General features: G+C 71.8%; 19 protein-coding genes and 1 tRNA gene. 10 read left to right on the plus strand and 10 right to left on the minus strand.

The window, feature by feature from the left end; genetic code table 11:
• Positions 1–51: 51 nt before the first annotated feature.
• Entirely contained in the window at positions 52–3,687 is a 3,636-nt protein-coding gene (gene mfd / locus ACIQH8_RS14140; RefSeq protein ID WP_400999673.1) for a transcription-repair coupling factor, read from the minus strand.
• A 101-nt stretch (positions 3,688–3,788) separates the two neighbouring features.
• On the opposite strand from mfd, the gene ACIQH8_RS14145 reads away from it, so the two are divergent.
• Positions 3,789–4,502, plus strand: a complete 714-nt coding sequence (locus ACIQH8_RS14145) for an RNase H family protein (protein ID WP_400999675.1) — start codon at positions 3,789–3,791, stop codon at positions 4,500–4,502.
• Between the two features lie 16 nt (positions 4,503–4,518).
• Here ACIQH8_RS14145 and pth read toward each other — a convergent pair whose 3' ends face one another.
• Both pth and ACIQH8_RS14155 read right to left on the minus strand, forming a co-directional pair.
• A complete protein-coding gene (pth, locus tag ACIQH8_RS14150; RefSeq protein WP_400999677.1) occupies positions 4,519–5,148 on the minus strand; it encodes an aminoacyl-tRNA hydrolase in 630 nt (209 codons plus the stop codon).
• Positions 5,149–5,255: 107 nt separating this feature from the next.
• Positions 5,256–5,894 (minus strand): 50S ribosomal protein L25/general stress protein Ctc, encoded by a 639-nt coding sequence (locus ACIQH8_RS14155; protein WP_400999679.1) that lies wholly within the window; start codon positions 5,892–5,894, stop codon positions 5,256–5,258.
• Positions 5,895–6,132: 238 nt separating this feature from the next.
• On the opposite strand from ACIQH8_RS14155, the gene ACIQH8_RS14160 reads away from it, so the two are divergent.
• The gene (locus tag ACIQH8_RS14160; protein WP_400999681.1) at positions 6,133–6,975 is read left to right on the plus strand and encodes a UbiA family prenyltransferase; all 843 of its coding nucleotides are present in this window, start codon (positions 6,133–6,135) and stop codon (positions 6,973–6,975) included.
• Positions 6,976–6,999: 24 nt separating this feature from the next.
• Here ACIQH8_RS14160 and ACIQH8_RS14165 read toward each other — a convergent pair whose 3' ends face one another.
• Positions 7,000–7,734, minus strand: coding sequence for a hemerythrin domain-containing protein (locus ACIQH8_RS14165; RefSeq protein ID WP_400999683.1), 735 nt, complete (start codon positions 7,732–7,734; stop codon positions 7,000–7,002).
• 158 nt (positions 7,735–7,892) lie between these two features.
• On the opposite strand from ACIQH8_RS14165, the gene ACIQH8_RS14170 reads away from it, so the two are divergent.
• From ACIQH8_RS14170 to ACIQH8_RS14195, 6 genes are all read left to right on the plus strand, one after another.
• Positions 7,893–8,453 carry an SRPBCC family protein gene (locus ACIQH8_RS14170; RefSeq protein ID WP_400999685.1) on the plus strand — a complete coding sequence of 187 codons (561 nt, stop codon included), beginning with the start codon at positions 7,893–7,895 and terminating at the stop codon, positions 8,451–8,453.
• Between the two features lie 31 nt (positions 8,454–8,484).
• The gene (locus ACIQH8_RS14175; protein WP_400999687.1) at positions 8,485–9,204 is read left to right on the plus strand and encodes a FadR/GntR family transcriptional regulator; all 720 of its coding nucleotides are present in this window, start codon (positions 8,485–8,487) and stop codon (positions 9,202–9,204) included.
• Between the two features lie 159 nt (positions 9,205–9,363).
• Positions 9,364–10,833 (plus strand): NADP-dependent phosphogluconate dehydrogenase, encoded by a 1,470-nt coding sequence (gene gndA, locus ACIQH8_RS14180; protein ID WP_400999689.1) that lies wholly within the window; start codon positions 9,364–9,366, stop codon positions 10,831–10,833.
• 43 nt (positions 10,834–10,876) lie between these two features.
• Positions 10,877–11,233, plus strand: a complete 357-nt coding sequence (locus ACIQH8_RS14185) for a YidH family protein (RefSeq protein ID WP_400999691.1) — start codon at positions 10,877–10,879, stop codon at positions 11,231–11,233.
• Entirely contained in the window at positions 11,230–11,559 is a 330-nt protein-coding gene (locus ACIQH8_RS14190; RefSeq protein WP_400999693.1) for a DUF202 domain-containing protein, read from the plus strand. The genes ACIQH8_RS14185 and ACIQH8_RS14190 overlap by 4 nt, the downstream gene beginning before the upstream one ends.
• Entirely contained in the window at positions 11,553–11,918 is a 366-nt protein-coding gene (locus tag ACIQH8_RS14195; protein WP_400999695.1) for a hypothetical protein, read from the plus strand. Before ACIQH8_RS14190 ends, ACIQH8_RS14195 begins: the two co-directional genes overlap by 7 nt.
• Here the strand turns inward: ACIQH8_RS14195 and ACIQH8_RS14200 are convergent.
• The 4 genes from ACIQH8_RS14200 to ACIQH8_RS14215 all read right to left on the minus strand — a co-directional run bounded on the left by ACIQH8_RS14200 (position 11,915) and on the right by ACIQH8_RS14215 (position 16,204).
• Entirely contained in the window at positions 11,915–13,660 is a 1,746-nt protein-coding gene (locus ACIQH8_RS14200) for a long-chain-fatty-acid--CoA ligase (RefSeq protein ID WP_400999697.1), read from the minus strand. The genes ACIQH8_RS14195 and ACIQH8_RS14200 overlap by 4 nt on opposite strands.
• The gene (locus tag ACIQH8_RS14205; RefSeq protein ID WP_400999699.1) at positions 13,660–14,637 is read right to left on the minus strand and encodes a ribose-phosphate diphosphokinase; all 978 of its coding nucleotides are present in this window, start codon (positions 14,635–14,637) and stop codon (positions 13,660–13,662) included. The genes ACIQH8_RS14200 and ACIQH8_RS14205 overlap by 1 nt, the downstream gene beginning before the upstream one ends.
• A 33-nt stretch (positions 14,638–14,670) precedes the next feature.
• Entirely contained in the window at positions 14,671–16,131 is a 1,461-nt protein-coding gene (glmU, locus tag ACIQH8_RS14210) for a bifunctional UDP-N-acetylglucosamine diphosphorylase/glucosamine-1-phosphate N-acetyltransferase GlmU (RefSeq protein ID WP_400999701.1), read from the minus strand.
• Between the two features lies 1 nt (position 16,132).
• A tRNA-Gln gene (locus ACIQH8_RS14215) sits at positions 16,133–16,204 on the minus strand.
• 146 nt (positions 16,205–16,350) lie between these two features.
• On the opposite strand from ACIQH8_RS14215, the gene ACIQH8_RS14220 reads away from it, so the two are divergent.
• A complete protein-coding gene (locus ACIQH8_RS14220) occupies positions 16,351–16,848 on the plus strand; it encodes a MarR family winged helix-turn-helix transcriptional regulator (protein ID WP_400999703.1) in 498 nt (165 codons plus the stop codon).
• 136 nt (positions 16,849–16,984) lie between these two features.
• Positions 16,985–18,289 (plus strand): MFS transporter, encoded by a 1,305-nt coding sequence (locus ACIQH8_RS14225; protein WP_400999705.1) that lies wholly within the window; start codon positions 16,985–16,987, stop codon positions 18,287–18,289.
• A gap of 62 nt (positions 18,290–18,351) precedes the next feature.
• On the opposite strand, the gene ACIQH8_RS14230 is transcribed toward ACIQH8_RS14225, so the two are convergent.
• On the minus strand, positions 18,352–19,011 hold the full coding sequence (locus ACIQH8_RS14230; protein WP_400999707.1) for a methionine ABC transporter permease: 660 nt from the start codon (positions 19,009–19,011) through the stop codon (positions 18,352–18,354).
• On the minus strand, positions 19,011–20,039 hold the full coding sequence (locus ACIQH8_RS14235; protein ID WP_400999709.1) for a methionine ABC transporter ATP-binding protein: 1,029 nt from the start codon (positions 20,037–20,039) through the stop codon (positions 19,011–19,013). Before ACIQH8_RS14235 ends, ACIQH8_RS14230 begins: the two co-directional genes overlap by 1 nt.
• Between the last annotated feature and the right edge of the window lie 32 nt (positions 20,040–20,071).

The raw sequence follows: 20,071 nt of genomic DNA on the forward strand, positions 1-20,071 counted from the left end.
CCCGCCGTCTCAGCCGGCCGAGGCGGCGGCGCCCTCGGCGGGCGCGGCGGGCTACTCCGCCGGGAAGATCACGCCGATCAGGTTCGACACCCACTGGATGAGGTCGGCATCGCCCGGCGCCTCGCCGCCCGGGGTGGGGAACGGCACGAGGATCACGTCGTTCTGCGGGAACAGCTTGGCTCCCGGGTACATGCGCTCGAGTCGCACGCGACGCGAGTCCGGGAGCTTCGCGGGCGCGATGCGGAGCTTGGAGCCGGTGGCGATGACGTCGGAGAGGCCGGCGAGCTGCGCGGTCCGGCGCAGGCGCGAGACCGCGACGAGGTGCTCGACCGGTTCGGGCAGCTCGCCGTACCGGTCGACGAGCTCCTCGACGACGAGGTCGATCTGGCCGTCCTTCGCGGCGGGCCCGCTCGCAGCCGAGAGCTTCTGATACGCCTCGAGGCGAAGTCGCTCGCTGTCGACGTAGTCCTCGGGGATGTGCGCATCGACGGGCAGCTCGAGCCGCAGCTCGGTCTGCCCCTCGGCGACGTCGCCGCGGAACGCGTTCACGGCCTCGCCGATCATCCGCAGGTACAGGTCGAAGCCGACACCCGCGATGTGCCCGGCCTGCTCGGCGCCGAGCAGGTTGCCGGCGCCGCGGATCTCCAGGTCTTTCAGCGCCACCTGCATGCCGCTGCCGAGCTCGTTGTTCGCCGCGATGGTGGAGAGACGGTCGTGCGCGGTCTCGGACAGCGGCTTCGCCGGGTCGTACAGGAAGTAGGCGTAGGCGCGTTCCCGGCCGCGACCGACGCGGCCGCGCAGCTGGTGCAGCTGGCTCAGGCCGTACTTGTCGGCCCGGTCGACGATGATCGTGTTCGCGTTCGAGATGTCGAGCCCGGTCTCGATGATCGTCGTCGAGACCAGCACGTCGAACCGGCGCTCCCAGAAGTCGACGACGATCTGCTCGAGCACGTGCTCGTTGAGCTGGCCGTGCGCGACCGCGATGCGTGCCTCGGGCACGAGTTCGGCCAGCTGCGCCGCCACCCGGTTGATCGACGAGACCCGGTTGTGCACGAAGAACACCTGGCCCTCGCGGAGCATCTCGCGGCGGATGGCGGCGGCCACCTGCTGGTCGGAGTGCGGGCCGACGAATGTGAGGATCGGGTGACGGTCCTCCGGCGGGGTCGCGAGCGTCGACATCTCGCGGATGCCCGTGACGGCCATCTCGAGCGTGCGCGGGATCGGCGTCGCGCTCATCGCGAGGATGTCGACGTTGGTCTTCAGCTTCTTCAGCTGATCCTTGTGCTCGACGCCGAACCGCTGCTCCTCGTCGATGATCATGAGACCCAGGTCTTTGAACGAGACCTTCTCGGTGAGGATCCGATGGGTTCCGATGACCATGTCGACGGTCCCGTCGGCGAGGCCCGCGACGGTCTCGCGCACCTCCTTGTCGGTCTGGAACCGGCTGAGCGCGCGAACGTGCACGGGGAACCCGGCGAACCGCTCGGAGAACGTCTCGAGGTGCTGACGGACGAGCAGCGTCGTCGGCACGAGCATCGCGACCTGCTTGCCGTCCTGGATGGCCTTGAACGCCGCGCGTACGGCGACCTCGGTCTTGCCGAACCCGACATCGCCCGCGAGCAGGCGGTCCATCGGGATCGGCCGCTCCATGTCGGCCTTGACCTCGTCGATGGTCTGCAGCTGGTCGGGCGTCTCGGCGTACGGGAAGGCCTCCTCCAGCTCGTGCTGCCACGGCGTGTCCGGACCGAACGCGTGCCCCTTCGCCGCCATCCGCGCCGAGTAGAGCTTGACGAGCTCGACGGCGATGTCGCGCACGGCCTTGCGGGCGCGACTCTTCGCCTGCGACCAGTCGCTCCCGCCCATCTTGGAGAGCGAGGGAGCCTCGCCGCCGACGTACCGGCTGAGCAGGTCGAGCTGGTCCATCGGCACGTAGAGCCGGTCGCCGGCCTGGCCGCGCTTGGATGGCGCGTACTCGAGCACGACGTACTCGCGCACGGTCTTCGGCGCCTGCTGGATGCCGGCGGTGCGGCTCGGCCCGGTCGGTCGGGCGCCGGCGGCGACCTCGCGCTGCACGAGTTCGACGAAGCGCCCGATGCCGTGCGTGGAGTGCACGACGTGGTCGCCGGCCTTGAGCTGGAGCGGGTCGACGACGTTGCGCCGACGGCTCGCTAGCTTCTTCACCTGGCGCGTGTCGTACCCGGCCGCACGGCCGTAGAACTCGGCCTCGGCGATGAGCCCGAGCTTGGCCTCCGGCACCTCGAAGCCGGCGGCGGCCTGCGCCTGCACCAGGAACGCGACCCCCGGCTCGAGCTCCTCCGGCACCGACTCGACGATGCGCCCGGCGAGCCCGTGCTCGGCGAGCACGTCACGGGCGCGCTCGACGAGCCCGTGGCCCGCCGCCGCGACCACGAGGCTCCAGCCCTCGCGCAGCCGCTCGCCGACGTGCGCGACCGCGCCCTCGACGTTGCCCTGGAAGCTCGGCACGGTCGTCGCCGCGACGCGCACGTACGCGGCATCCGCCCCGCCCGCGGTCTCGCCGACCGCCTCGGCCGCATCGCCCTGGTCGAAGCTCGAGAAGGTCCACCACACGCGCTCGGGGTCGGGCGCGCCGGGCGCGCTGAACAGCACCGACTCGCGAAGCGCTCGGAGGGTCAGGAAGTCACCCGCGGCGAGGTCGATGGGCGCCGCCGCGCCGGCGGTCGCCGCATCCCACGCCGCGGCGAGGAACTCGCGATTGGTCTCGCCGAGGCTCACCGCGCGCCCGGCGACGCGCTCGGGCCCGACCACCGCGACCGCTGCACCCTGGGGCAGGTACGAGGTCACGGGTACGAGGCGCTCGAGCAGTGCCGGCGCGAGCGATTCCATGCCCTCGACGGGGATGCCCTCGGCGATGCGCTCGAGCATGCCGGAGAGGTTGGGGAACTCGTGCACCATCTCGCGGGCTCGCTGGCGCACCGGCTCGGTGAGCAGGAGCTCGCGGCTCGGCGCGAGGAGCACGCGCTCGACCCGGTCGGGCAGCGATCGCTGATCGGCCACCGAGAACGCGCGGAGTTCCTCGACCTCGTCGCCGAAGAAGTCGACGCGTACCGGGTGGTCGGCCGTGGGCGGGAAGACGTCGAGGATGCCGCCGCGCACCGCGAACTCGCCCCGGCGCGAGACCATGTCGACCCGCGTGTAGGCGAGGTCGACGAGTCGCAGCGAGAGGTCGGAGAGGTCGTTGCCGCGGCCGCCCGCAGCGAGCTCGATGGGTTCGACGTCGGCGAGGTTGTCGGCGACGGGCTGCAACGCCGCACGCACGGAGGCGACGACGACGAGCGGATGCCTCGTGCCCTCGGCGCTCCAGGTGTGCATGCGCCGGAGCGCATGCAGGCGTCGCCCGACCGTCTCGGCGCTCGGGCTCAGCCGTTCGTGCGGCAGGGTCTCCCACGCGGGGAACTCGAGGATCTCGGCGTCGTCGAGGTACGGCGCGAGCGAGGTGCGGAGCGATTCGCCCTCGCGGCTCGTTGCGGCGATGACGAAGAGCACGGGCGGGTGGCCGTTCGCGATGCGGCGGCGGAGGAGGCCCGCGAGGAGCGGCGCATCGAGCCCGGCCGGGGCGGAGAAGTCGGCGTTCCGCTCGGCCTCCGCGAGGGCTCGGTCGATCGTGGAGGCGCGCGAAAGCGCCGTGTTCAAGCCCTGCAGGATCACCGGAGCAGTCTACGCGCGCCCCCTGACATGGCGGCCGGGCCGATGCCGTCGGCGGGCGCCGATAGCATGGTCGCCGCCCGCTCCATCGGAAGGACCACCGCATGATCATCGCCGCCGCCGACGGCTCGGCCCTCGGCAACCCTGGCCCGGCGGGCTGGGCCTGGTACGTCTCCGACGACTGCTGGGCGGCGGGCGGGTGGCCCCGCGCGACCAACAACCAGGGCGAACTGACCGCGGTGCTCGAGCTGTTCCGTGCGACCGCGCACCTCGACGACGAACTGCTCGTGCAGTGCGACAGTCAGTACGTGATCAACTCGGTCACGAAGTGGATGGCCGGCTGGAAGCGCAAGGGCTGGCGAAAGGCCGACGGTGCCCCCGTGCTGAACCGCGAGCTGCTCGAGCAGCTCGACGCCGAGCTCGCGGGGCGCCGCTACCGCTTCGAGTGGGTCCGCGGCCACGTCGGCCACCCCATGAACGAAGCTGCAGACGAGCGCGCCCGCGCGGTCGCCGAAGCGTACCGCCGCGGCGGCGACATTCCATCCGGTCCCGGCTGGGCCGGTGGATGCGAGCCGGCGACGGCTGCCGCGTCGGCCGCGCTTCCCGCCGGGTCAGCGGCGTCCGAGCCCGCCGTTCCCGCAGCATCAGCGCTCGCCGACCGCGCGACCGAGGATGCGGCGCTCTTCGACTTCGACGAGCCCGAGGCCGACTGGCGGACGCTGTCGCTCGAGCTCACCACCGAGGAGCACACCCGGCTGGTCGAGCGTGCTCGCGCGGCCGGTCAGACACCGGAGGAGTTCCTGCGCGGGTTGATCTAGCCCGACCCTCGTGGAGCTACGCAGGCGAGTGGAACCGCTGCTGCGCCGCCACGAGCCCGTGCTCGACGACCGCCTCGACCGCGTCCGCGGCGTCCGACAGCAGGTTCGGGAGGTCGGCCCGCTCGGGACCGGCGAAGTCGCGCAGCACGTAGTCCGCGGCATCCATTCGACCGGGCGGACGGCCGATGCCGACGCGCACGCGGGTGAAGTCGGGCGAGCCCGCGGCCTTCTGGATGTCGCGGAGGCCGTTGTGCCCGCCGTGGCCGCCGCCGCGCTTCAGGCGCACGGTGTCGAACGGGATGTCGAGCTCGTCGTGCACGACGATCAGGCGGTCGACGCCGAGCGAGTAGAACTTCAGCAGCGCCGAGACCGGGCCGCCCGAGGTGTTCATGTAACTGTTCGGCTTGGCGAGCACGAGCTTCGGCCGACCGGGACCGAGGAAGCCCTCGGCGACACGCGACGGCGTCTTGTGGCTCTTGAACGTCGCGCCCACGCGCGACGCGAGCTCGTCGGCGACCATCTGCCCGACGTTGTGCCGGTTGCCGGCGTACTGCGCGCCCGGGTTGCCGAGGCCGATCACGAGCCAGGTGTTGTCGGACACGACCTCGTCCTTCCGGCGATGCAGGAGGCGGTCGATGAGGTTCACGGATGCCTCCCGGACAGGGGTGGTGGGAACGGCGGAGGGCCCGCGGCCCCGCGATCCGAGCGTACCCGGACGCGGCGCCGCGGACCCTCGCGACGAAGCGGGATCGACTACTCGGCCGACTCGCCCTCGGTCTCCTCGGCAGGCGCCTCGGCGGCCTCGGCGGCCTCCTCGCCCTCGGCCGCCTCAGCCTCTTCGCCGAGGTCGACCTTCTGCGGGACGTGCACGTTGATCACGAGCGCCTCGGGGTCGCTGACGAGGGTCGCGCCCTTGGGCAGCTCGACCTCGCTCGCGAGCACCTTCGTGCCCTCCTCGAGGCCCTCGACGCTCACGACGACGTTCTCGGGGATGTGGGTCGCCTCGACCTCGAGCGACAGGGTGACCGCGTCGAGGTCGGCGATGGTGCCGGCGGCGGGCTCGCCCTCGACGTGCACGGGGACCTCGACCTGGACCTTCTCGCCGCGCTTGACGACGATGAGGTCGATGTGCTCGATGATCTGGTGCACCGGGTCCTTCTGCACGTCCTTGACGAGCGCGAGCTGGCTCTTGCCCTCGATCTGGAGGTCGAGCACGGCGTTCGCCTTGCGGATGAGCAGTGCGGTCTGGTGACCGGGCAGGGTCACGTGCTTCGGCTCGCTGCCGTGGCCGTAGAGCACGGCCGGGATCTTGTGCGCGGCGCGGATCTTGCGGGCAGCGCCCTTGCCGAACGACTCGCGCAGTTCTGCGACGACCTTGTTGTCTTCGTCCATGATGATGGCTCCTTGCGGGCTCGCGGCCCAGAGTGGGTTTTTGCGTTGTGTCAACTCGAACGCCCGGGGCTGCGCGCGCAGCCAGCGTGAGGAACAGCCGTGAGCCTGGTTCCACCGCGTCGATAACGGATGCCGCACCGGGACGAGCCCGGCTCCGGCGGCATCCCTCGCCGAAGTTCAGTGGGTCAGTCTACCGGATGCCGCGGGCCGCTCGATGCGATGTGAGAGCATCGTGCCTGTGAGCACCCCGGGGGCCCTGTGGCGGTCGTCGCACCCCGGACCGACGACGATCGTCACCGCGCTCGCGCTGGCGCTCGGCTGGTCCGCGGCGCTCGAGCCGGCCCGCACCGGGCTGCTCGCCCTCGCGGTCTTCGCGGGCCAGGTCTCGGTCGGGATCTCGAACGACGCGATCGACGCCCCGCGCGATCGACTGGCATCGCGACCGGACAAGCCGATCGCGCGCAGCGAGGTGGGGATCCGCGCCGCCTGGGCTGCGGCCCTCGCCGCGCTCGCATGCGCCCTCGTCCTGTCGGCGCTGCTCGGCTGGGCGATGCTCGCCGCGCACGCCCTCGCGCTCGGATCGGCATGGGCGTACAACGCGTGGCTGAAGTCGACCGCGGCGTCGATCGTGCCGTTCCTCGTGAGCTTCGGGATCTTCCCGAGCCTCGCGACGCTGTCCGCACCGCATCCCGCCGTCGCTCCGCCGTGGGCCTGGATCGCCGGCGCCGCATTCGGCGCGGCCGTGCACCTGACGAACGTGCTGCCCGACCTCGAGCAGGATGCCGCGACGGGGGTCCGCGGCCTCCCGCACCGCTGGGGACCGAGGACGGCGACGTCGGTCGCCGCGGTCGCCGTCGTCGCGGGAGGTGCGGTCGCCCTCGTCGGCTCGGCGGGCGGCGAGCTCTCGAGCGTCGCCCCGCTGTCGTGGGCGTGCTTCGTGGGGGTCGTCGTCGTCGCGGCGACGGCGCTCGCCACGGCGTTCCTGAGACCACCGTCGCGCACGCTCTTCCGGCTCGTCATGCTCGCCGCACTGCTCATGGCCGCCGAGGTCCTCGCCGCCGGTCGCGCGCTCGCGGCCTGACCCGATCCGGTGCGGCGTCGTCGCTCAGAACATCGACGGGACGGGGCGGTCGGGGTAGAGCTCCTGCATCGCGCGGTCGTACCTCCGCTTCATCAGGAGCAGGTAGAGCAGGCGGATCGGGGCGGGGACGTTCGCGTGGTACCACTCGTCACGCTCGGCCTCGGGGACGCTCGCGAGGAGCAGGCCGAGCTGCAGGGACAGCACGTCCCTCGGGAAGTCCCTGCGGCGCGCCAGGAGCGTCGCACGCGTGTGCGCCTCGAGCTGGTCCCACTCCTGCTGCGACATCACGGCGCCGGCGACCGGGAGGATGTCGTCCTCCTCCCGTCCGAGGTGCACGAGGAGCGTGTCGCGGAGGAATTCGATGTCGCCCGCGAACGCGTCGCGGAGCTCGGCGTCGGCGCTCTCGAGCCACGGGTCGAGCTGGGGCTCGATCCGGGCGAGCTGCGACGCGACCTCGGCGTGCTGGGTTCGCATGAGTTCGACGTGCACGGCGCAGGCGGGGTCGCGGGCGGCGAGTCGGTCCCACAGGACGGTGTCCTCGGTGCGGTGGTGCAGGTGCAGCGCGAAGAAGTCGAGCTTCGCGTAGATCCCGACCACTCCGGCGCGTTCGACGTCGCCGGCCTGCACCTCGCGCACCAGCAGCGGCAGTTCGCGGTACAGCCAGCGGAAGATGCGATGGACGAGGATCATGCCCGACGTGTCGCAGCCCGCGACCTGGCCGTCGGGAAGGGAACCGGACGACGGCAGCTTCTCGGCCATCTTCTCCCCCGATCTCGCCACGGCGAGACGGGTGGATGCCGCATCGCGCGACGGACACGCCGATTTTACACCCGGGCGGTCGCCCGCCTCGATGGCGATCGGCCGATGCGGGCGCCGAGCGATTGCGGGTGGCGGGCCGGCGAAATACACTCACGCGCGTGAAGGGGGACGCTCCCGGGCAGCGGGACGCGGCCGACCCGGGTCGTGCGGCGCCTCGCCCTCGCCCACGTCGGTGGGCGCGCCACGTCGTCGTGGTCGCGACCGTGCACCACCCGGTCGAGGCGGTGTTCCCCTACCTCGCCGATCCGATGCGGTGGCACGAGTTCGCGCCGGCCGTCGCGTTCCGCCGGCAGCTCGACGACGGACCCGTCCGGGTCGGCACGAGGTGGATGTCGACGGATCGGATCGGGCCGTTCCGAGCGCACTTCATCGACACGCTCGAGCTCCTCGAGGAGGACCGCCGGGTCGTCTGGCTCTCGTCCGATCCCTGGAATGCGCGCGTCGAGTACGCGTGCACGGCCTCCGGGGCGGTGACGCGGATCAGGGCCGACTACCGTGGCGACCTCGGCGGCTCGCTGCGCTGGCAAGCCGGATGGCTGCCGCGGTGGGCGACGCACCGGATCCTCGCCGGCGACTTCCGCCGGCTGGATCGCGTGCTCACTCGGCGGGCTCGCGCCGCACGGCGCTGGGAGCAGCGCCACGGCATCGCATCCACCTGATCGGCCTCGGACGCGCCGTTATGCTCGCGGCATGGGTTCCCGACTGCACGACCTCGCCGTCGAGCACCTCGGCTCGCGGGTCGTGTCGGGCGAGCTCGAGCCGGGTGCGGTACTCCGCACCGAGGTGCTCGAGGCCGACCTCCGGGTCTCCCGGTCGGTCGTGCGCGAGGCCGTGCGCGTCGCGCAGTCGCTGGGTCTCGTGGAGTCCGTGCGCCGCGTCGGCATCCGGGTGCTGCCGATGGCGTCGTGGAACCTGTTCGATCCGTCGGTGATCCGGTGGCGACTCGAGTCGGAGCGCAAGGGCGCGCAGCTGCGCTCCCTCACCGAACTCCGGACGGCGGTCGAGCCGGCCGCCGCAGAGCTCGCGGCCCGGTTCGCGCGGCCCGAACAGGGCACCGAACTCATGGGCATCGCGGCGGCCATGCGCGCGGCGGGGCGTGCCGGCGATGCCGACGCGTTCCTCGCCCACGACGTCGAGTTCCACCGAGCAGTGCTGCGCGCGTCGGGCAACGAGATGTTCGCGGCACTCGGCGACGCGGTCGGGGAGGTGCTGCGGGGGCGCACCTCGAGCGGACTCATGCCCGCGCACCCGAGCGAGGAGGCCATGCAGTGGCACGTCGACGTCGCGGACGCGATCCTCGCGGGCCGGACTGATGCCGCGCGCGAGGCCATGCTCCGAGTGCTGGGCCGCACGGCCGACGACGTCGAGCGGACCTGGCGCGACATCCCGAGGGCCCAGCCCGCGACCTGACGGATGCCGCGCCGGCGTGCCGCGGACGGTGGAACGTCACACCGCGCCATCCGTTTAAATCATATTTATTCGATGCGATACTGATTCTCGTCTGATTCTTGACGGCGACCTCGCTGCTAGCGTGGTCCCGGAAACCGCACCGACGCAGGAGCCATGAGCATGCCCGAGAGCACCACCACCGCCAGCGCCAACATCGGGGTCGTCGGCCTCGCCGTCATGGGGTCGAACCTGGCCCGCAACCTCGCCAGCCGCGAGGGCAACACGGTCGCGGTCTTCAACCGCTCCCCCGAGCGGACGCACACGCTCACCGGCGAGCACCCCGAGGCCGGCTTCGTCGCCTCGGAGAGCTACGACGACTTCGTCGCGTCCCTCGCCAGGCCCCGCACGGCCATCATCATGGTGCAGGCCGGCCGGGGCACCGACGCCGTGATCTCCGAGCTGGTCCAGCGCTTCCAGCCGGGCGACATCATCGTCGACGGCGGCAACGCGAACTTCCACGACACGATCCGCCGCGAGGCCGAGATCAAGCCGACCGGCATCCACTTCGTCGGCGCCGGCATCTCGGGCGGCGAGGAGGGCGCGCTGCACGGCCCGTCGATCATGCCCGGCGGATCCGTCGAGTCCTACGAGACGCTCGGCCCGATCCTCGCCTCGATCGCGGCCGTCGCCGAGGGCGAACCGTGCGTGACCCACATCGGCACCGACGGCGCCGGCCACTTCGTGAAGATGGTGCACAACGGCATCGAGTACGCCGACATGCAGCTCATCGCCGAGGCGTACGACCTCATCCGCCGCGGCACGGGGAAGACGCCCGCGGAGATCGCCGACGTCTTCGCCGAGTGGAACACCGGTGAACTCGAGAGCTACCTCATCGAGATCACGGCCGAGGTGCTCCGCCAGACGGATGCCGCCACCGGACAGCCGCTCGTCGACGTCATCCTCGACGAGGCCGGCGCGAAGGGCACGGGCGCCTGGACGGTGCAGAACGCACTCGACCTGGGCGTGCCGACCTCCGGCATCGCGGAGGCCGTGTTCGCGCGCTCGCTGAGCTCGAAGCGCGCTCAGCGCGTCGCCGCCGCCGACCTGCCCGGCCCCGACGAGACGTGGACGGTCGCTCCGGAGGACGCGGACGCGTTCATCGAGGACGTCCGGAAGGCGCTCTACGCGTCGAAGATCATCGCGTACTCGCAGGGCTTCGACGAGATCATCGCCGGCGCCGAGCAGTTCGGATGGGACGTGCACAAGGGCGACGTGGCCAAGATCTGGCGCGCCGGCTGCATCATCCGCGCCCGGTTCCTCAACCGCATCGCCGAGGCCTACGCCGACGACCCCTCGCTCGTCGCCCTCGCCGTCGCACCGTACTTCCGCGACGCGATCGCCGGCGGACAATCGGCCTGGCGTCGCGTCGTCGCGACCGCCGCCCAGGCCGGAATCCCGACGCCCGCCTTCGCGTCGTCGCTCGCCTACTACGACGGCCTCCGCGCCGACCGCCTCCCCGCGGCGCTCGTGCAGGGCCAGCGCGACTTCTTCGGCGCGCACACCTACAAGCGCGTCGACCGCGACGGCGTCTTCCACACGCTCTGGTCGGGCGACCGCAGCGAGATCGAGACGACGCCGTCCTCCCACTGACCGATACTGGAGGCACGGATCCCACGGGAGGAAGGAGGTGTCGGTGCGCGAACCATCGTGGCGCCGTGACGGCGACGACCCGGACTACCGGTTCACCCTCGCCAACGAGCGCACCTTCCTCGCGTGGATCCGCACCGCGCTCGCGCTGCTCGCGGGCGCGGTGCTCCTCGACCAGTTCGCCACCGCACTCGAGCCCCGCGTGGCGGTCCTGGTGCTCGCCGTCGTGCTCGCCATCGCGGCCGCGGTGCTCAGCATCGGCGCATACACGCGCTGGCGGGCCAACGAGATCGCGATGCGCCGGAACGGCCCGCTCCCGTTCAGCTGGGTGCTGCCGCTGATCTCGGCGGTCGGCCTCCTCGCCGCCGCCGTGCTCGCGGTGCTGTTCGTGGTGACGTCATGACCGATGCCACGGCGCGCGACCCGGGCCTTCAGCCCGAGCGGACTGCCCTCGCGTGGTCCCGCACCTCGTTCGCCGTCGCCGTGAACGCCCTCCTCGTCCTCCGTGAAGGGCTGATCAGCGACAAGACCTGGCTGGTCGCCGCCTCCGTCGTCCTCCTGGCCGGCGCCGCCGCCATCCTGGGCGTCGGCTGGCAGCGGAGGCGATCGCTCGCCGCCGCGGGCACGCCGCTGCCACTCCCGCTGCCCATGGCGTGGACCGTGTTGGGCGCCACGCTGCTCGCCTGCGCCGCGGCGACCTGGTCGATGCTCGCGAGCTCGCCATGGTGAACCACGAGCCCGCGAGCGGGTGGGAGGAGTCCGGCGGACTCGACGACGGACCCGTGGTGGGCGCCCGCCGCAGGCGCGCGATCCGCATCGCCGTGGTGCTCGCGCTCGGCGCGATGGTGCTCCCGCTCGTGCTCTCGGCGTTCGGCGTCGCCCGGTCGGCCGCCGCGAACGCGTGCGCGGCGTACGTCGCCGACCTCAGCGCGCTCGACGAGTCGCGCGTGGAGTTCGACCTCTTCGCGCGGGGCGGGCCCGGATGGCTGTGCGTCGCGGTCGCGCCGTCGGGCGCGAGCACGGTGCTCGGCAACCTCGGACCGATGCCCGCGTTCCCGAAGCCGGCCGCTCCCGGCCGCGACGCCTAGTCGGCCGAGGTCTCGCCGTCGGGGAGCCCGTCGGGCTGCGCCGACTCGGCCTGCAGCTGCTCGCGCACCTGTCGACGGATCACCTTGCCGATGAGCGAGCGCGGCAGATCGTCGACCGCGACGACGCGGCGGGGCACCTTGTAGGGCGTCAGCCGGTCCCGCACCGCGGTGCGGATCGCCTCCGCGTCGAGGGTGGCGCCGGGCTGGAGCACGACGGCGGCCACGACCTCCTCGCCGGAACGTTCGTCCGGCATACCGACGACGGCGCAGTCCGCGACATCCGGGTGCTGGCGGATCGCGTCCTCGACCTCGCTCGGCGCGACGTTGAAGCCGCCGGTGATGATGAGCTCCTTGATCCGGTCGACGATGCGCACGAAGCCGTCGTCGTCGATCGTGACGATGTCGCCGGTGCGGAACCACGGCGCTCCGCCGGAGGGGTCGTCGACGAAGACCGCCGCCGTCTCCTCGGGCTTCTTCCAGTAGCCGCCGAACACCTGCGGTCCGCGTACGACGAGCTCGCCGCGCTCCCCGGCCGGCACGTCGTTCATCGGCTCGTCGGGGTCGACGACCCGGCACTCGGTGTCGGGCAGAGGCAGCCCGACGGTGCCCGCCTTGCGGGTCGGCGCGACCGGGTTCGCCATGAGCACGGGCGAGCACTCCGACAGCCCGTAGCCCTCGACGAGGTAGCCGCCGGTCTTCGCCTCCCACGGCTCGACGACGGATGCCGACAGCGGCATCGCTCCGGAGATCGCGATGCTGATGCCCTGGAGCGACACGCCCTGCTCGGCCGCCGCCGCGGTGAGGCGCTCGTAGATCGGCGGCACCGCCGGCAGGAACGTCGGCGGATGCTTCTTCACGACCTTCAGCACGAGGTCGGGGTCGAACCGCGGGAACAGCACGAGCCGCGACCCCATGCTCATCGCGAAGGTCAGGCACAGGGTCAGCCCGTACGCGTGGAACATCGGCAGCACCGCGTAGACGACCGACGTGCCGCGCTCGATGTCGGGCACCCATGCGCGCGCCTGCGCCGCGTTCGCGAGCAGGTTGGCGTGCGTCAGCGCGGCGCCCTTCGGGCTGCCGGTCGTGCCGCTCGTGTACTGGATGAGCGCGACATCGCCCACGCGCGGCCCATGGATGTGCGGTGCGATGCGGTCGGATGCCACGAGCTCGCGCCAGGGGACGGTGCCCACGACGCCGGTGGTGAGCGCGGCCCGCGATGCGCGGGCCTTCGCGATCGGGAGGCGCAGCGCGAGGCGCGTGGTGAAGGGCATCGCCCGGGTGAGGTCGACCGACACGATGTGCCGCATCGCGAGGTCGTCGGGGAAGTCCTGGATCGTCGCGACGACCTTGTCCCACGCGAGCACGACCCTCGCGCCGTGGTCCTCGAACTGGTGGCGGAGCTCACGCGGCGTGTACAGCGGGTTGTGCTCGACGACGATCGCACCGAGCCGCAGCACGGCGTAGAACGCCACGATGTGCTGCGGGCAGTTCGGGAGCACGATCGCGACCGGGTCGCCCGCCTGCACCCCGAGCCGACGCAGGCCCTCCGCCGCACGATCGATCTGCTCGCCGAGCTCGGCGTACGACGTGACGCGGCCGAAGAACTCCAGCGCGGGTCGATCCGGGTACTGCTCGACCGTGCGGTGGATCAGGTCGATCAGCGATCCCTCGGGCGCGGGGAGCGTGTGCGGGACGCCCTGGGCGTAGCTCGCGAGCCAGGGCCTGGCCGCGGCATCCGCCATCAGGCGGCCCCATCGAACATGCTCGTGACGGAGCCGTCCTCGAAGACCTCGTGGATGGCGCGAGCGAGGAGCGGCGCGATGGGGAGCACCGTGAGGCGGTCCCACCGCTTCTCCTCGGGCAGGGGCAGCGTGTCGGTGACGACGACGCGGTCGATGAAGTCGGACTGGAGGATCTCGGTCGCCGGGTTGGAGAACACCGCGTGCGTGGCGGCGACGACGACGCCGGTCGCGCCGTTCGCCTTCAGCGCCTCGGCGGCCTTGACGATCGTGCGACCCGTGTCGATGAGGTCGTCGACGAGCAGGCACACGCGGCCGGCGACGTCGCCGACGATCTCGTGCACCGAGACCTGGTTCGGCACGAGGGGGTCGCGGCGCTTGTGGATGATGGCGAGCGGCACGCCGAGCTTGTCGGACCAGATGTCGGCGACGCGCACTCGGCCCATGTCGGGCGAGACGACCGTGAGCGTCTCGGGATCGAGCGAGTTCTTGAACTCCTCGAGCAGCACCGGCATCGCGAACAGGTGGTCGACCGGGCCGTCGAAGAAGCCCTGGATCTGCGCGGCGTGCAGGTCGACCGACATGATCCGGTCGGCGCCGGCCGCCTTGTACAGGTCGGCGACGAGGCGCGCCGAGATCGGCTCGCGTCCGCGACCCTTCTTGTCCTGCCTGGCGTACGGGTAGAACGGGGAGACGACGGTGATGCGCTTCGCCGAGGCGCGCTTCAGGGCGTCGACCATGATGAGCTGCTCCATGAGCCACTCGTTGATGGGCGACGCGTGCGACTGGATCACGAACGCGTCGGACCCGCGCACACTCTCGTCGTAGCGGGCGTAGAGCTCGCCGTTGGCGAAGGTGCGCGCGTCGGTCGGGACGAGCTCGCTGCCGAGCTCGGCGGCGATGTGCTTCGCGAGCGCCGGATGCGCGCGTCCCGACACGAGGACGAGCCGCTTGGATCCGGTGGTCTCGATTCCCGACATGGTTGCAGTCCTTCCCACCGGCCCGGCCGGGTCCTATTCGGATTCACGTCCCTCGCCGGCATCGGCCTCGCCCGCATCGCGCGCGGCCTCGGCCGCCTCTGCGGCCGCCGTCCCGGCGCGGTGCTGCTGGACCCATCCGTCGATGTTGCGTTGCGGGGCGACGTTCACGCCGAGCGCACCGGCCGGTACGTCCTTCCGGACGACCGTGCCTGCCCCCGTGTACGCCCCGTCCCCAATCGTAACGGGCGCGACGAACACGCCGTGCGACCCCGTTCGCACGTGCGAGCCGATCGTCGTGCGGTGCTTGTTCACGCCGTCGTAGTTCGCGGTGATCGATCCGGCACCGACGTTCGACCCCTCGCCGATCTCGGTGTCGCCGATGTACGACAGGTGCGGCACCTTGCTGCCGGGGCCGATGTGCGCGTTCTTCGTCTCGACGAAGGTGCCGATCTTGCCGTCCGCATCGAGGACCGTGTTCGGACGGAGGTAGGCGAACGGACCGACGGAGGCGTCGGCGCCGATCACGGCCAGGGTGGCATCCGTCCGCTTGACCTCGGCGCGTTCGCCGACCTCGCAGTCGACGAGCGTCGTGTCGGGCCCCACGATCGCCCCCGTCGCGATGGCGGTGGCGCCCTTGAGCTGCGTGCCGGGGCGGATGGTGACGTCGGGCTCGATGCGCACGGCGAGGTCGATCCAGGTCGTCGCCGGGTCCTCGATCGTCACGCCGTTCAGCTGCCAGCCGCGCACGATGAGCGCGTTGAGGCGCGCGGCGGTCTCGGAGAGCTGCGCCCGGTCGTTGATGCCCGCGACGAGCCACGCCTCCGAGACCGGCCGCGCCTTCACCTCGGAACCGGCCGCGCGGAGCAGCGCGATGAGGTCGGTGAGGTACTTCTCGCCCTGGGCGTTCTCGGTCGTGAGGTTCGCGAGCTGGTCGCGGAGCGCCGCCGCACCGAACGCGTAGACGCCGGCGTTGACCTCGTCGATGGCGAGCTCGTCCTCGGTGGCGTCCTTCTGCTCGACGATGCGGTCGAAGGCGCCCTCGGCGCTGCGGACGATGCGTCCGTACCCGGTCGGGTCGTCGTAGCGCGCCGAGAGGACGGATGCCGCGAGCCCGTCGGCTCGGTGCCGCTCGAGCAGCTCGGCGAGCGTCGAGGCGTTGAGGAGCGGCACGTCGCCGTTCAGCACGAGGACGTCGCCCTCGAAGTCGCCGGGGAGTGCCGCGACCGCCTGCTCGACCGCGCGTCCGGTGCCGGCGATCTCGTCCTGATCGACGATGACGGCCTCGGGCAGCTCGGCCTGGATCGCGCCGGCGACGAGGTCGCGCTCGTGGCGGACGACGGCCACCACGTGCTTCGCGTCGAGGGCGCGTGCCGTGGCGAGCACGTGGGCGATGATCGGGGCGCCCGCGAGCGGGTGCAGGATCTTCGGGGTTGCCGACTTCATGCGGGTGCCCTGACCCGCGGCGAGCACGATGATGGCGAGGTTGTTGTCCATGCTCCGCCACCAGGATTCGAACCTGGGCCTCACAGCTCCAAAGGCTGTCGTGCTGCCGTTACACCATGGCGGACCGCGCCCGGCTCGGGCTGCGAGACCCGCGGACGCCGCCCACAAGTCTGCCACGCGGCACCCGTCGACCCGAACGCCCCGGTACTCCGCTCCGATCACGCCGAGCGGTCGGCCGGGCCGAGCGGTCGCCGGTGGGATACTGGCCGCATGACGACCGGCGACCAGGATGAGGTGGACCGGATCGTCGACGACTGGGAGCGCGAGCGTCCCGACCTCGACTTCGCGCCGCTGCAGGTGTTCTCACGGGTGGGGCGGCTTGCGAAGCTCCTCGATCGGGCCCGCAAGCAGGCGTTCGAGCGGTCCGAGCTCGAGTCCTGGGAGTTCGACGTGCTGTCGGCGCTCCGCCGCGCGGGCGCGCCGTTCCGGCTGCCGCCGAAGGCGCTGCTCGCGCAGACGCTGGTCTCGAGCGGGACGATGACGAACCGGATCGACCGGCTCGTCGCGCGCGGACTCGTGACGCGGCAGACCGACCCGCACGACGGCCGCGGCATCCTCGTCGAGATGACGCCCGCTGGCCTCACGCGTGTCGACGCGGCGATCACGCGGCTCGTCGACTCCGAGTCCGAGCTGCTGGCCGGCCTGCCGCCCGCCGAGCAGCGGCGGCTCGCGGCACTGCTCCGGAAGCTCTCGCTCGGCTTCGCCTGAGCCGGCCGCAAGTCGCGGGCCGGTCTGCCCGGCGCACCTCGCCGGCGGATCATCGAGAAACGCTCCTGCATTCGGGAATACCCCCGGGGGGTACTTGGTTGTGCCCACCAACAGGCCCGAAGCAAGGAGTGACATCATGCGACTGTTCGCCCTCCGCGACTACCGTCACCTGTTCAGCGCCCAGGTCATCGCACTCTTCGGCACGGGACTCGCGACGGTCGCACTCGGCCTGCTCGCGTACGACCTCGCCGGTTCCGACGCGGCCGCCGTCCTCGCCACCGCCCTGACCATCAAGATGGTCCTCTACGTCGTGGTGGCCCCCATCGCCGCGGCCTGGGCCGACCGCCTGCCGCGCCGCGCCTTCCTCGCGCTGCTCGACGCGGTCCGGGCAGGCGTCGTGCTCGCACTCCCCTTCGTGACCGAGATCTGGCATGTCTACCTGCTCATCGGCCTCCTCCAGGCGGCATCCGCCGCCTTCACCCCGACGTTCCAGGCCGTCATCCCCGACATCGTGACCGACGGCAACCAGTACACGCGGGCGCTGTCGGCATCGCAGGTCGCCTACACGATGGAGAGCCTCCTGAGCCCGGTGCTCGCCGCGATCGCCCTGATGTTCATGAGCTTCAGCTGGCTGTTCATCGGCACGTCGATCGGGTTCGTCGTGTCGGCGGCGCTCGTGCTCTCGACGCGGATCCCGAACGCCCGTCCCACCGGCGAGCGTCGGATCTGGGACCGCGTCGCGTCGGGCGTCACGCTGTTCGCCCGGACGCCCCGCCTCCGCGGCATCCTCGCCCTCAACCTCGTCGTCGCGGCGGCCGGCTCGATCGTCGTCGTCAGCACCGTCAACCTCGTGCGCGACGAACTCGGCGGCACGCAGGCCGACGTCGCGTGGATGCTCGCCGCCTCCGGCGGAGGCACGCTGCTCATCGCCCTCCTCCTGCCGAAGGTGCTCGACCGGATCGCCGAACGCCACGTCATGATGACCGGAGCGGCCGTGCTGGTCGCCGGCGTGGCCGCCGCGATCACGATGACCGCCACCGGCCTCGCCCTCTGGGGCGTCATGGCCGCGATCTGGGCGACGATCGGCGCCGGGATGGCCATGGTCATCACGCCGACCGGACGGGTGATCCGCGCCTCGGCACCGCCGGAGGGGCTGCCCGCCGCGTTCGCGGCCCAGTTCTCACTGTCGCACTTGGCGTGGCTCGTCACCTACCCGATCGCCGGATGGGTCGGCACGAGCGCCGGCGTCGTCGTGGCCTGGCCCATCCTCGGAGCGCTCGCGACGATCGGCGCCGCGGTGGCGCTCGTCCTGTGGCCGCGGCGAGTCGCGGCGCGGCGCATCGTCGGCTCGGCCGTCCTCGGCGCCGCCGAGGCCGAGGCCGCATCGGCGGCGCTCGGCGAGATCCGGAGCCGCGCCCGGGTGGGCATCGGATCCGTCTGAGACCGCGGACGACGGAGGCGGGCGAGCCCGCGACGCACCCCGCGTCGCGGGCTCGCCCGCGCCTACCGCCTGAGCACCCGCCGCGCGAGCCAGTTGCCCACGTACTGCACGACCTGCACGAACACGACGATGAGCAGCACCGCGGCCCACGTCACGACGGGCTCGAACTGCCGGAAGCCGTACAGCTGCGCGAAGTAGCCGAGGCCGCCGCCGCCGATGAGGCCGGCCATGGCCGACATGTCGATCAACGCGATGACGATGAACGTGTACCCGAGGATCAGCGGACCGAGCGCCTCGGGCACGACGACCGTACGGAGGATCCGCCACGGGCCGGCGCCCATCGATCGCGCGGCCTCGATCACGCCCGGCCGCACCGTGAGCAGATTCTGCTCGACGATGCGCCCGATCGCGAACGACGCCGCGAGCGAGAGCGCGAAGATCGCGGCATCCGTGCCGATGCCCACGCCGATGACCGCGCGCGTGAGCGGCTGCACCGCGGCGATGAAGATGATGAACGGGATCGGCCGGAAGAAGTTGATGACGACGTTCAGCACGTTGTTCACGACGGCATTCGGCAGCAGTCCCCCGCGCCGCGTGGCGTAGAGCCCGAGGCCGAGCAGGAACCCGCCCGCGCCGCCGAAGAGCATCGTGAGCGCGACCATGTAGAGGGTCTCGCCCGCCGCGGCCCAGAACTCGGGGCCGAGCTCGAGGAGCCGTTCCATCAGCGCACCTCCGTGACGTCGGCATGCCGGGCGACCGCGACGAGCGCGCGGTCGATCGCGGCGTCGTCGCCGCGCACGGCCAGGGTGAGGTGGCCGAACGCGCGCCCGCGGATGTCGTTGATGCCGCCGTAGACGAGCTCGAACTCGAGCCCGGCCTCGGCGAGGTCGAGGAACACGCGCGCCTGCGACGCGTCGCCGTCGCGGAACGAGCACGTCACGATCCGCCCCTCGTGCCGTTCGCGGAGCACCGCGAGCTCGGCGGGCGAGGGCACGCCCTTGACAACCGTGCCGACGAACTTCTGCGACGACGGATGCCGCGGGGCGGAGAACACGTCGAAGACGGCGCCGTGCTCGATGACCCGCCCCCGGTCCATCACGGCGACCTTCGTCGCGATCGACTGGATGACGTCCATCTCGTGCGTGATGACGATGATCGTGACGCCCTGCTCCTCGTTGACACGCCTCAGGAGCGCGAGCACCTCCTGCGTCGTCTCGGGGTCGAGCGCGCTCGTGGCCTCGTCGGCGAGGAGGATGCGCGGGCGCGTCGCGAGCGCGCGGGCAATGCCGACGCGCTGCTTCTGCCCACCCGAGAGCTGGTCGGGGTGCGCGCCGGCCTTGTCCGAGAGCCCGACGAATGCGAGCAGCTCGTCGACGCGCGCGCGGATGTCGGCCTTCGGCCAGCCCGCGACCTTCAGCGGGTACGCGATGTTGCCGCGCACGGTCTTCGCGTCGAAGAGCTCGAACTGCTGGAAGATCATGCCGATGCCGAGGCGGATGCCGCGGAGCTCGCGCTCGCGGAGGCCCGTGATCTCGCGGCCGTCGATGCGGATCGATCCGCTCGTCGCGGGCTCGAGCGCGTTGACGAGCCGCACGAGCGTCGACTTGCCCGCACCGGAGTACCCGATGATGCCGTAGACGTCGCCGGCCTCGATCTCGAGGGAGACGTCGTCGACCGCGGTGACGGCGTCGGCGCCGCGTCCGGCGGGCGGGTAGGACTTGGTGACGTGCTCGAGGGTGACGAGCGCCATGGGGTACCTCCTCGACGCACGCGAGCGGGTGG

Origin of the sequence: Agromyces sp. GXQ0307 (assembly GCF_044769845.1) — a bacterium.
In the GTDB taxonomy this organism is placed as follows: domain Bacteria; phylum Actinomycetota; class Actinomycetes; order Actinomycetales; family Microbacteriaceae; genus Agromyces.